Annotated in this window: 12 protein-coding genes and 1 tRNA gene; 9 read left to right on the top strand and 4 right to left on the bottom strand. The window is 70.8% G+C overall.

The annotated features are described in order from the left end of the window. Positions 1-158 precede the first annotated feature (158 nt). The 3 genes from orn to ABT300_RS35620 all read left to right on the top strand — a co-directional run bounded on the left by orn (position 159) and on the right by ABT300_RS35620 (position 1,551). Positions 159-761: an oligoribonuclease gene (orn, locus tag ABT300_RS35630; RefSeq protein ID WP_351684870.1), complete on the top strand. Its 603-nt coding sequence runs from the start codon at positions 159-161 to the stop codon at positions 759-761. Positions 762-845: 84 nt separating this feature from the next. Then, positions 846-918, top strand: a tRNA-His gene (locus tag ABT300_RS35625). 66 nt (positions 919-984) lie between these two features. Beyond that, complete coding sequence (locus ABT300_RS35620) at positions 985-1,551, top strand: GNAT family N-acetyltransferase (RefSeq protein ID WP_351684867.1); 567 nt, start codon at positions 985-987, stop codon at positions 1,549-1,551. On the opposite strand, the gene ABT300_RS35615 is transcribed toward ABT300_RS35620, so the two are convergent. Further along, a complete protein-coding gene (locus tag ABT300_RS35615; RefSeq protein WP_351684865.1) occupies positions 1,510-2,724 on the bottom strand; it encodes an RNA-guided endonuclease InsQ/TnpB family protein in 1,215 nt (404 codons plus the stop codon). The genes ABT300_RS35620 and ABT300_RS35615 overlap by 42 nt on opposite strands. A gap of 56 nt (positions 2,725-2,780) precedes the next feature. Here ABT300_RS35615 and tnpA point away from each other — a divergent pair, with 56 nt between their 5' ends. Further along, entirely contained in the window at positions 2,781-3,209 is a 429-nt protein-coding gene (gene tnpA / locus ABT300_RS35610) for an IS200/IS605 family transposase (protein ID WP_351684862.1), read from the top strand. 198 nt (positions 3,210-3,407) lie between these two features. Here tnpA and ABT300_RS35605 read toward each other — a convergent pair whose 3' ends face one another. Further along, positions 3,408-4,463 carry a LacI family DNA-binding transcriptional regulator gene (locus tag ABT300_RS35605; RefSeq protein ID WP_351684860.1) on the bottom strand — a complete coding sequence of 352 codons (1,056 nt, stop codon included), beginning with the start codon at positions 4,461-4,463 and terminating at the stop codon, positions 3,408-3,410. Positions 4,464-4,864: 401 nt separating this feature from the next. On the opposite strand from ABT300_RS35605, the gene ABT300_RS35600 reads away from it, so the two are divergent. The 5 genes from ABT300_RS35600 (at position 4,865) to ABT300_RS35580 (ending at position 10,264) form a co-directional block, all read left to right on the top strand. Beyond that, positions 4,865-6,196, top strand: coding sequence for an ABC transporter substrate-binding protein (locus ABT300_RS35600; protein WP_351684857.1), 1,332 nt, complete (start codon positions 4,865-4,867; stop codon positions 6,194-6,196). Between the two features lie 5 nt (positions 6,197-6,201). Continuing rightward, positions 6,202-7,212: a carbohydrate ABC transporter permease gene (locus tag ABT300_RS35595; RefSeq protein ID WP_319276541.1), complete on the top strand. Its 1,011-nt coding sequence runs from the start codon at positions 6,202-6,204 to the stop codon at positions 7,210-7,212. Positions 7,213-7,244: 32 nt separating this feature from the next. Continuing rightward, a complete protein-coding gene (locus ABT300_RS35590; RefSeq protein WP_319276539.1) occupies positions 7,245-8,141 on the top strand; it encodes a carbohydrate ABC transporter permease in 897 nt (298 codons plus the stop codon). A 173-nt stretch (positions 8,142-8,314) separates the two neighbouring features. After that, on the top strand, positions 8,315-9,745 hold the full coding sequence (locus ABT300_RS35585) for a GH1 family beta-glucosidase (protein WP_351684854.1): 1,431 nt from the start codon (positions 8,315-8,317) through the stop codon (positions 9,743-9,745). A 162-nt stretch (positions 9,746-9,907) separates the two neighbouring features. Then, entirely contained in the window at positions 9,908-10,264 is a 357-nt protein-coding gene (locus ABT300_RS35580; protein ID WP_351684852.1) for a winged helix-turn-helix domain-containing protein, read from the top strand. A 106-nt stretch (positions 10,265-10,370) separates the two neighbouring features. On the opposite strand, the gene ABT300_RS35575 is transcribed toward ABT300_RS35580, so the two are convergent. Both ABT300_RS35575 and ABT300_RS35570 read right to left on the bottom strand, forming a co-directional pair. Further along, complete coding sequence (locus ABT300_RS35575) at positions 10,371-11,054, bottom strand: HemK2/MTQ2 family protein methyltransferase (protein ID WP_351684849.1); 684 nt, start codon at positions 11,052-11,054, stop codon at positions 10,371-10,373. 206 nt (positions 11,055-11,260) lie between these two features. After that, the gene (locus ABT300_RS35570) at positions 11,261-11,770 is read right to left on the bottom strand and encodes a hypothetical protein (RefSeq protein WP_351684846.1); all 510 of its coding nucleotides are present in this window, start codon (positions 11,768-11,770) and stop codon (positions 11,261-11,263) included. Positions 11,771-11,944 lie beyond the last annotated feature (174 nt).

Raw genomic sequence — 11,944 nt, 5'->3', positions numbered from 1 at the left:
CCGCGCCGGCCCGCGGCACGCGCGGCCCCCGGGCACGCGCGCGGGGCCGCCCCCGCCCCCCCACCCCCCCCCCCCCCGCGCCCCCGCGTCCGCGCCCGGCGGGCCCCGTGCCCACCGCGGACGCTTCAAAAGCCGACGTCAGCTTTAGGGTGGGTCGCATGAACGATCGCATGGTGTGGATCGACTGCGAGATGACCGGCCTCTCGCTGTCGGACGACGCTCTCATCGAGGTTGCCGCCCTCGTCACCGACTCCGAGCTGAACATCCTCGGCGACGGCGTGGACATCGTCATCCGGCCGCCGGCCGAGGCGCTGCAGACGATGCCGGAGGTGGTGCGTCAGATGCACACCGCGTCCGGGCTGCTCGACGAGCTGGCGGGCGGGACGACGCTCGCCGACGCCGAGGCACAGGTCCTCGCCTACGTCCGCGAGCACGTGAAGGAGCCGGGCAAGGCCCCGCTGTGCGGGAACTCCGTCGGCACGGACCGCGGCTTCCTGGCGCGGGACATGACGGCTCTCGAGAGCTACCTGCACTACCGGATCGTCGACGTCTCGTCGATCAAGGAGCTCGCCCGGCGCTGGTACCCGCGGGCGTACTTCAACAGCCCCCCGAAGAACGGCAACCACCGCGCCCTCGCCGACATCCGCGAGTCCATCGCGGAACTGCGCTACTACCGCGAGGCCGTCTTCGTGCCGCAGCCGGGGCCCGACTCCGACACCGCGAAGTCGATCGCCGCGAAACACGTGCTGCCCGCCCCGTAGAAAGCCGTGCGCGAGCACCCCTTCGGACCCTGTACACTTTTTCTCGGCCGGTAGGGAGACCGCAAAGTCCAACTGCCGGGCGTGGTGGGTGTAGCTCAGCTGGTAGAGCACCTGGTTGTGGTCCAGGATGCCGCGGGTTCGAGTCCCGTCACTCACCCTGAGTCATCAGCCGGTGACTTCCCGCGAGGGAGGTCACCGGCTGATGTGTTTCCCGGGAGCAGTCATGCGCTCAGCCGTCCGTCCCGAGCCGATCGGCACCGCCCGGCTCGATCTCCTCCCGCTGCGCGTCGACCACGCGGCACGCATGGCGGCCGTCCTCGCCGATCCCGCCCTGCACACCTTCACCGGCGGCGCGCCCAGCACGCCCGAGGCACTGCGCGAACGCTACGAGCGCCTGGTCGCCGGCTCCCCCGACCCGTCCGTCTCCTGGTGCAACTGGGTGCTGCGGACCCGGGACGACGGCTGCCTCGCCGGGACGGTCCAGGCGACGGTGAGCGGCGGGCGCGAGGCCGAGATCGCCTGGGTCGTGGGCGTCCCGTGGCAGGGCCGCGGCCTGGCCTCCGAGGCGGCCCGCGGGCTCGTCGGATGGCTGCGGGACCAGGGCGTGCGGACGATCGTCGCCCATGTCCACCCCGACCACCTGGCCTCCGCGGCGGTGGCCGCCGCGGCCGGGCTCTCCCCCACGCGGGAGGAGCCCGGACGGCGAGATCAGGTGACTCCTCCCCCGGCTGAAGCCGGGGGCTTCTCGCTATGCCGTGTCGGCGTGGCGACGGACCAGCCCGGCCCGTAGAACGTTGATGGCTCCCACGGTGTCGGCGTGGGCGTGGTGGCCGCACGAGACGCAGTGGAACTTTTCCTGTGTGGGCCGGTTCTCCTTGGCGGTGTGCCCGCATTCGGGGCAGGTGCGGGAGGTGTTGCGGGGGTTGACGGCGATCACTTCCCGTCCGGCGCTTTCAGCCTTGGCGGTGAGGATCGTCAGGAACACCCCCCATCCGGCGTCGTTGATCGACGTGTTGAGCCCGGCCTTCGCGGCGGCCCCGTTGGGCAGGAACGCGCCCGGCTGATCGGGGTCGGGTTTGGGTGCGGGGGCCTTGCTCATGTTGCGGATCTTGAGGTTTTCGTGCGCGATGAAGTCGTGTGCGCGGACCAGTGCGAGCGCGGTCTTGTGTGCGTGGTCGAGCCGCTGACGGCGCACCTTGCCGTGCAGTTGGGCGACCTTGTCCACCGCGCGCCGGTGTTTGGCGGTGCGCTTGTCCTGACGGACCCGCGGGAACCGGGACAGGGCCTGCTGCGCGGCTTGGAGTTTCGCGGCGGCCCGGCGGCCGTGGCGCGGGTTGGGGACGAAATCGCCGTTGGAGTCGGCGAGGAAGTTCGCGATGCCGAGATCGATCCCGGCCACGGATCCGGTCGCGGGCAGCGGTTCGGGCTGGTCCTGTTCGGCGGTCAGCACGACGAACCACTTTCGGCCCTCGCGCTTGACCGAGACGGTCTTGATGCGGCCGGCCACCGGGCGGTGCTGGTTGACCTTCACATGCCCGACGCCCTGGAAGCGGACGCGGGTGGTCGGGTCGTGCGGGGTGGAGTCCCACCGGCAAGCGTCGCCGTCCCTGGGGAAGTCCACCGTATCGAACCAGTTCACCCCGCGAAAACGCGGATAGCCGGGCGTGTCACCGGACTTGACCCGGCGGAAGAACGCGGCGAACGCCTTGTCGAGTCGGCGAAGCGTGGCCTGCTGCGAGGAGAACGACCAGCGGCCCTGACGCTCCGGGTCGAACGCCCGGATCTCCTTGAGCTGCGCCGACTGGCCGCCGTACCTGACGGTGGTCTTCGACGGATGCCGCCAGGCGTCACGCCGTTCCTGCAACGCCCCGTTGTAGAGGGAGCAGTGATCGCGCAGCATCTCGGACAGCGCCTGGGCCTGGCGGACGGTGGGCCGCAGGAGGAACTTGTACGCGCGGATCATCCAGCCCACCCCCTCCGGTCGGGTTCACCCGATCCAGACCCTACTACACTTGGCGTATGTCACCGCGCTGGGAGCCGGATCCTGATGTCCGACGAGGAAATCATGTCGTTTTCAACCTTCACGCACACTTGGTGTTCGTCACGAAGTACCGGCGGGAGATCTTCAACGGCGAGATGCTGACGCGCTGCGAGGCGATCATGCGGGACGTGTGCGAGAGCTTCGGCGCGCAGCTGCGGGAGTTCAACGGCGAGGGCGACCACGTCCACCTGCTCGTGCACTACCCGCCGAAAATCGCTCTGTCCAAACTCGTCAACAGCCTCAAGGGCGTCAGCTCCCGATATCTGCGCGCGGAGTACACCGGCCGGATCAACCGGATCGGCACGGGATCCGTGTTCTGGTCCCCGTCCTACTTCGCGGGGTCCTGCGGCGGCGCACCGCTGAGCATCGTCAAGGACTACATCGAGAGCCAGAAGCGGCCGGCCTGACCGTCACCACACAGACGTAGCGATCTCCGGCGCTTCGCGCCTCCGGGCCGAGGATCGCATTCCCGCCCGGCCTGAAGGCCGGGATTCCCTGCGAAGAACAAGGGATGGCGTTCCCGGAGCCCCGGAGGCGTCTGACGCCCACCCCGGAACCGGTCCTGGCCCGACCCGTCCCGTCCGGTCCCGTCCCGTCCCGTCCCGTCAGGAAGACGTCCGGCCCACCAGCTCCGTCGCCAGCACCACCTGGCGGCGCTCCAGTCCCCGGGACACCGCCGGCCTGCGGTCCGCGATCTCGGTGAGGAGGAGGTCCAGCATCCTGCGGCCCATCTCCTCGATGGGCTGCCGCACACTGGTCAGCGGCGGGTCCATGTGACGGGCTATCGCCGAGTCGTCGTAGCCGACCAGGGCCACGTCCTGCGGGATACGGCGGCCCGCCTCGCGCAGGGCCTGGCGGGCCCCCGCCGCCATGACGTCGGAGGCCGCGAAGACCGCGTCGAGCGCGGGGGTGCGGGCCAGGAGCTCGTGCATCGCGCGGTGGCCGCCCTCCTCGGTGAAGTCACCGAGGGCGATGAGCCCTTCGTCCACCGGGTGCCCCGCGTCGCGCAGGGCGTCCCGGTAGCCGTCGACGCGTCGCTGCGCGCCGTAGACGTCCAGGCGGCCGGTGATGTGGGCGATACGGGTACGGCCCCGCGAGAGCAGGTGCTCGACCGCCGAGCGGCCGCCGCCGTAGTTGTCGGAGTCCACGGACGGGAGCGTCTCCGCGGCGGAGCGCGGACCGCTGATCACGGCCGGGATCTCCAGCTGCGACAGCAGATCGGGCAGCGGGTCGTCGGCGTGCACCGACACCAGCAGGACGCCGTCCACCCGGTGCGCCGCCAGGTACTGGGCCAGCCTGCGTCGTTCGCGATCGCTACCCGCGAAGATCAGCAGCAGCTGCATCTCCGTCTCCGCGAGCTCCGCGCCGACGCCGCGCAGCATGTCCGAGAAGTACGGCTCGGCGAAGAACCGGGTCTCCGGTTCGGGCACGACGAGCGCGATCGCGTCCGTGCGGTTCGCCGCCAGCGCGCGGGCGGCGGTGTTCGGGACATAGCCGAGCTCGGCGACCGCCGCCTCCACCGCCGCGCGGGTCGCGTCGCTGACCCTCGGCGAGCCGTTGATCACCCGGGAGACCGTGCCGCGGCCGACACCGGCGCGCGCGGCCACCTCTTCAAGGGTCGGCCGGCCCCCGCTGCGCCCCCGTGTTCCGTGGCCTGCCATGGGCTCCGCCTTCCCGTCGTTCGCGCTCGCCTGGAATCTAACAGTCCTGCCCGTCGGGCCCCGCGGCCGCCGGGGGCCGCCGCCCCGCCGACGCCTGCGGCCGGCCGCGATCCCCGTCACTTCGGAACCGGCCGGAGTATTTGTACCGAACTGTGCTTTATGGACTCCGCTTCGTCTGATTAGCTAACAGGCCGATAACTGAACGCATCCTTCCGTGCCCCCACCCTTGACACCCCCGCCGGAACCGACGACTCTTCAACACATCACCGGTGGGAGCGCTCCCACGGTACCTGACACATACACATCCCGCACGTTCCCCGCCCGAGCCGCAGCGAGTAACTGACGGGCCCAACATTGCAGTTGGCCGGGGGGTCGGCACGTCAGGGCAACAGGAGGACGTAATGCGAGCACGTACCCGAACCGCCCGCCGGGCGGTTGTCCTCGCGGCCGTCGCGTCGTTGGGGGCCGGGCTGCTGGCCGGCTGTGCCGACGACGGCGGCGACGACAAGGCTTCCGACGGTTCGTCGTCCGGCGGCGGCAAGGGCAAGACCACGATCACGCTGGGTCTGTTCGGCACGATGGGCTTCAAGGAGGCCGGTCTCTACGCCGAGTACGAGAAGCTCCACCCCGACATCAAGATCGCCGAGAACGTCACCGAGCGGAACGAGAACTACTACCCCGCTCTGGTCAACCACCTGACCACCAACAGCGGCCTGCAGGACATCCAGGCCATCGAAGTGGGCAACATAGCCGAGGTCGTCGCCACCCAGGCGACCAAGTTCGAGGACATGTCGAAGGTCTCGGGCGTCGACAAGAGCAAGTGGCTGGACTGGAAGTGGTCGCAGGGCACCACCAAGGACGGCCAGACGATCGCTCTCGGCACCGATGTCGGCCCGATGGCCCTCTGTTACCGCAAGGACCTCTTCCAGGCGGCCGGTCTGCCCACCGACCGCACCGAGGTCGGCAAGCTGTGGGCCGGTGACTGGAACAAGTTCGTCGCGACCGGCGAGCAGTACAAGAAGAAGGCCAAGGCTGGCACCTTCTTCATGGACTCCCCCGGCGGGCTGATCAACGCCATTCTCAGCAGTGAGAAGGAGAAGTTCTACGACTCCTCCGGCGAGATCATCTACAAGACGAACCCCGCCGTGAAGGCCGCGTTCGACCTGACCGCGAAGGCCGCCAAGGAGGGGCTGGTCCAGGCCCAGACGCAGTTCCAGCCGGCATGGGACACCACGATCGCCAACAGCAAGTTCGCCACCATCGCCTGCCCGCCGTGGATGCTCGGCACCATCAAGGGCAAGGCGAAGACCGAGGACGCCGGCAAGTGGGACGTGGCCGTCGCGCCCAAGTCCGGCAACTGGGGCGGCTCCTTCCTGGGTGTGCCGAAGAGCGGCAAGCACGTGAAGGAGGCCGAGGCGTTCATCACCTGGCTGACCGCGCCCGAGCAGCAGGCGAAGCTGTTCAAGATTCAGGGCTCCTTCCCGAGCACGCCGAGCGCGTACACGATGCCCGAGGTGACCGGCGCGAAGAACGACATGACCGGTGACTCGCCGATCGGTACGGTCTTCTCCGAGGCCGCCAAGACCGCTCCGGTGCAGGTGATCGGCCCGAAGGACCAGATCATCCAGCAGGGTCTGACCGACAACGGCGTCATCCTCGTGACGAAGGGCAAGTCCGCCGCGGAGGCCTGGACGACGGCCACGAAGACCATCGACAACAACCTGGACAAGTGACCCGCATGGCCACCCGCCACACCACCGCCGCGCCCCCCGTGAAGGAGGGGGGCGCGGCCCCGGGCCGCCCGCCCGCAGCGCCCACGGAGGCGGAGCAGCGCCGGCGGAACCGGCTGTCGCGCCGCTGGCAGCGGGACATCCGCTGGAGCCCGTACGCGTTCGTCTCCCCGTTCTTCCTGCTCTTCCTCGCGTTCGGCCTGTTCCCGCTCATCTACACGGGCTGGGCTTCGCTGCACCAGGTGGAGATGACCGCGCCCACCGACATGACGTGGGTGGGGATGCGCAACTACACGCGCATCTTCGACGACGACTTCTTCTGGAACGCGGCGCGCAACACCCTCACGATCGGGATCATCTCGACCGTCCCGCAGCTGCTGATGGCCATGGGCCTCGCCCACATCCTCAACTACAAGCTGCGCGCCTCGACCTTCTACCGGGTCGCGATGCTCGCGCCGTACGCGACGTCCATCGCGGCCGCCTCGCTGGTCTTCGTCCTGCTCTTCGGCCGTGACTACGGCATGATCAACTGGGCGCTGCACTTCGTCGGGATCGACGCGATCGACTGGCAGAACGACAAGTGGCCGTCGCAGATCGCCGTCTCGTCGATCGTCATCTGGCGGTGGACCGGTTACAACGCGCTGATCTACCTGGCCGCGATGCAGGCCATCCCGCAGGACCTGTACGAGTCGGCGGCGCTGGACGGCGCGAGCCGCTGGAGGCAGTTCCTGCACGTGACGCTGCCGTCGCTGCGGCCGACGATCCTGTTCACGGTCGTCGTGTCGACGATCGGCGCGAGCCAGGTCTTCGGCGAGCCGCTGCTGTTCGACGCCAACAAGGGCGCGTCGGGCGGCGCGGAGCACCAGTTCCAGACGCTGGGCCTGTACCTGTACGAGCAGGGCTGGGTCAACCAGCACCTGGGCCGGGCCTCGGCGATCGCCTGGACGATGTTCCTGATCCTGATCGTGGTCGGCATCGTCAACTACGTCATCTCGCGCCGGCTGCGCGCCAGTAGTTAGGAGTACCGGCCGTGACGACGACGACAACGACCGTGAGGACCGCGGAGCCCGAGGACGCCGTGCCGACGGCGCGCAAGGCGCGACGCCCGAAGTCCGCGCAGGCCGGCGGGCACATGCACGGCGGCCCGATCGCCTACATCATCCTGGCCGTGTTCACCATCGTGTCGCTGTTCCCGCTGGTGTGGACGGCGATCGCCGCCTCCCGCGACAACCAGCGGCTGGCGCAGAACCCGCCCCCGTTCGTGTTCGGCTCCAACCTCTTCCACAACCTGGACGTGGCCTGGAACGACGCCAACCTGGGCAAGGCCTTCATCAACACGACCATCGTCGCGGGCACGTCGGCGGCGACGATCGTGTTCCTCTCCACGATCGCCGGGTTCGCCTTCGCCAAGCTCCGCTTCCGGGGCCGGGGCGCGCTGATGCTGATCGTGATCGGCACCATGATGGTTCCGCCGCAGCTGAGCATCATCCCGCTGTACATGATGGTCGCCAAGCTGGAGTGGACGGACCAGCTCCAGGCCGTGATCCTGCCGTCGCTGGTGAGCGCGTTCGGGGTGTTCTTCATGCGGCAGTACCTCATCCAGGCGTTGCCCGACGAGATCATCGAGGCGGCCCGGGTGGACGGCGCGAGCAGCTGGCGGGTGGTGTGGCACGTGGTGTTCCCCGCGGCGCGCCCCGCGATGGCGGTGCTCGGCATGCTGATGTTCGTGCAGACCTGGAACGACTTCCTGTGGCCGTTCCTGGTGCTGAGCCAGACCGGCAACCCGACCGTGCAGGTCGCGGTCGCGGGCCTGGGCCGCGGCTACACCCCGGACCAGTCCCTGATCATGGCGGGCGCACTGCTCGGCACGCTGCCGCTGCTGCTGGTCTTCGCGATCTTCGGCAAGCAGATCGTCGGCGGCATCATGCAGGGCGCGGTGAAGGGCTGAGCCGCACCGCGCGGCCAAGACGCCCCTCGCCCACGACGCCCGGCGGCACAGGCGCGGGCCGCCACGCGTCCATGAATCCCCGGGGGGCCGGGTCACCGCCGCCTCGGCCCCCTTCGCACCACTTCCCCCCTCAACCTCCGTCGGTCTCGACGACCACTCATGGGAGCGCTTCCATGCCTGAGCCCGTTTCTCCGGTGACCTTTCCTCCCGCCTTCCTCTGGGGCGCGGCGACCTCCGCCTACCAGATCGAGGGGGCGGTGCGGGAGGACGGCCGCACCCCCTCGATCTGGGACACCTTCAGCCATACTCCCGGCAAGACGGCGGGCGGCGAGCACGGTGACATCGCTGTCGACCACTATCACCGCTACCGCGACGACGTCGCCCTGATGGCGGACCTTGGCCTGTCGGCGTACCGCTTCTCCATCTCCTGGTCCCGCGTCCAGCCGACCGGCCGCGGTCCCGCGGTCCAGGTGGGCCTGGACTTCTACCGCCGGCTGGTGGACGAGCTGCTGGCTAAGGGCGTCAAGCCCGCCGTCACCCTCTACCACTGGGACCTCCCCCAGGAGCTCGAGGACGCGGGCGGCTGGCCGGAGCGGGACACGGCCTACCGGTTCGCGGAGTACGCGCAGATCGTCGGCGAGGCGCTGGGCGACCGGGTGGAGAACTGGATCACGCTGAACGAGCCGTGGTGCAGCGCCTTCCTGGGCTACGCGTCCGGGGTGCACGCGCCGGGCCGTACGGAGCCGGTGGCCTCGCTGAAGGCGGCGCACCATCTGAACCTGGCGCACGGGCTGGGCACGTCGGCGCTGCGCGCGGCCATGCCGGCCCGCAACTCGGTGGCGATCAGCCTCAATTCGTCGGTGGTGCGCCCGCTGACCCCGGGCGACCCGGCGGACCTGGCCGCGGTGCAGAAGATCGACGACCTCGCCAACGGCGTCTTCCACGGCCCGATCCTGCGGGGGGCCTACCCCGAGACGCTGCTCGCGGCGACCTCGTCGCTGACGGACTGGTCGTACGTCCTCGACGGCGATCTGCGCACCATCCACCAGCCGCTGGACGCGCTGGGCCTCAACTACTACACGCCCACGCTGGTCTCGGCGGCGGACGCCTCGGTGCGCGGCCCCCGCTCGGACGGTCACGGCGCGAGCGACCACTCGCCGTGGCCGGGCGCGGACGACGTGGCGTTCCACCTGACGCCCGGCGACCGCACGGAGATGGGCTGGTCCATCGACCCGACCGGTCTGCACGAGCTGATCATGCGCTACACCCGGGAGGCCCCCGGCCTGCCGCTGTACGTCACGGAGAACGGCGCGGCCTACGACGACAAGCCCGACGCGGACGGCCGCGTCCACGACCCGGAGCGCATCGCCTATCTGCACGGCCACCTGGCGGCCGTGCGGCAGGCGATCGCGGACGGCGCGGACGTGCGCGGCTACTACCTGTGGTCGCTGCTGGACAACTTCGAGTGGGCGTACGGCTACGAGAAGCGGTTCGGCGCGGTGTACGTGGACTACGCGACGCTGACCCGTACGCCGAAGTCGAGCGCACTCTGGTACGGCCAGGCGGCCCGGACCGGTTCGCTGCCCGAGGCCGAGACCGCCTGACGAGGGGACGGGACCGCCTGACGAGGGTGGACGACCTGACCGCACAGACCGCCTGACCCGGGGGGGGCAGGGGGAGGGGCGCGGGGCGCCCCGGGGGGGGGGGGCGCCCTCGCCGCGGCGCCGGCGAGCCCCGATCGGTCCGCGACCACGACCGGCGGCAGGGTGATCGCCCTGCCGGCGGCCCGGCGGTCGACCGAGGCCTACGGCGACCGTGTGATCGTCGACCGGCGGGCCCATCGCGTCTTCCTCGACGGGTCCGAGATGCGGCTCAGTCCCAAGGAGTACGCGCTGCTCGCCTTCCTCACCGAGCAACTGGACGCCCTGGTCACCCGGGAGAGCATCATGGCCTCGGTGTGGGACGCCCACTGGTTCGGCCCCACCAAGACCCTGGACACCCATGTCTCCGCCCTGCGGCACAAGTTCGGGGACGCCCTGACCATCCAGGCCGTGCGCGGCGTCGGCTTCCGGCTGTCGATCGGCCCCGGGACGTCGACGTCCCCGAGACCCTGCGCGTCGTGACGCTCCCCCGGTGACGTCCTCCGCGGTCCTCGCCGCTTCTCGACACTCTGGCCGGCCCTCGTCGGCCCTCGTCGGCTGCGGCACGGGGGACAGGCGGCGCCGGGCGTCACGCGCGTTCGGCGCGGACCACCACCAGTTCCTCGCGGCTCTCGCCGTCCGCCAGCAGGCCCTGCTGGACGAGCCACCGGTGGCGGGAGCGCAGCACCGGGCCGTGCGGCACGGTGGCCCGGTCGGTGACCGCGGCGCGCAGACCGCTCTCCGCCAGACGGCTCAGGGTGGCCCGGGTGTCGCACAGGCTCGAGTGCACGAGCAGCAGGGCGCCGCCGGGATTCAGGACGGCGGGCGCCTCGGCGCAGATCCGGTCGATGAACGCGCGCCCGTCCCGTCCCGCGTCCCAGGCCCGCGCCAGGCCCCGGCGCGGCGGTGCCGCGGCGGGCGAGGGCACATAGGGCGGGTTGCTCACGACGAGGTCGTACGAGCGCCCCGGCACGGCCGCCGTGAGGTCGCCCCGGCGACAGCGGACCCGCTGACCGGCCAGCAGCGCGTTGAACCGCGCGGTCAGCACGGCCAGCCGGGAGATGTCGACCGCCGTCACCCGGGCGCCCAGCCGTGCGGCCTGGACGGCGAGCGCCCCGGAGCCGGTGCCGAGGTCCAGCACCTCCGTGGCGGAGCCGATGTCCTCGCGGGACAGGGCGCGTGTCAGCAGCCGGGTGTCCCACTGGGGGGTGTACACACCCGGTGGGGCGAAGGCCCGGGCCGGCGCCTGGGGCGCCCACGCTTGCGCCGTCATCGCGTTCTCCGTTCGGCAGGGCGCTCCCGGTGCGGGGCGCGTCGTTCCGCCCCACTGAGTGCCCACTGGCCGCTGCCCCACACACGCCCCTCACGCACCTCACGCACCTCATGGACGGCGCCGCCGGGTCCGCCGGCCGGCCGGAGCCGCGGGGCCCGGCGTCCCACGGAAGCGGGCAGGATCGGCGTCACGGGCTGACATCGGCGTCACGGACTGGTGAGGACCTGTGGCGAGAGGTTCTTGATCAGGGTGTTGGTCCACCGCATCTGGCGCAGCGTCTGCGGGTGACACGAGGAGCCGACGGCGAGCAGCTCGTCGTCCTTCGTGGCCTGTGCGGCCTGCGCCAGCATCTCCCAGTACAGGGAGTTCTCCGCGGCGCTCAGATGCAGTTCCCGCAGATCGCGCAGGAGCAGCAGCCCGGGCTCGGGGCGGCGGCCCACCGCCTCGGCGGCCTTCTCCCGGAGCGTCGACAGGACACCGGTCGCACCGGTCGCACCGGTCGCGGGAGCCCCGGGCGGTCCGTCGAGGTCGAGGCCGTGGGCGCGGGCGGCCTCGGCCAGGTCGGCGACATGCGCCCGGGACCAGGCGGCGAGGTCGCGGGCCACATGGTGGACCTCGTGCTCGGTGCGGTGGCGTTCGGCGACGGCGGTCAGCTGACCGGCGAGGTGTCGCTCGCCGTGGTGCAGCGCGCGCAGGGTGAAAGCGATGCCGTTCACGGTGCCTCCTGCGCTCGGCGGTCCCGGGCAGGGACGGCCGACTCGGCGACGAGGGCGGTCGGGCCGCCGACCGTGGCCGGCGCGGCGTCGGCGGCTGAGGGCCCCGACCCCCGCGCTCCCAAACCGATAGCCAATTTCAAACCCGCGATAAACTCCCAGCACACGCAAAAAAGA

This window comes from Streptomyces sp. NPDC001027, assembly GCF_040299045.1.
In the GTDB taxonomy this organism is placed as follows: Bacteria; Actinomycetota; Actinomycetes; order Streptomycetales; family Streptomycetaceae; genus Streptomyces.
Note: the sequence above shows the minus strand (reverse complement) of the source record. Positions and strands in the feature narration are given on the sequence as shown.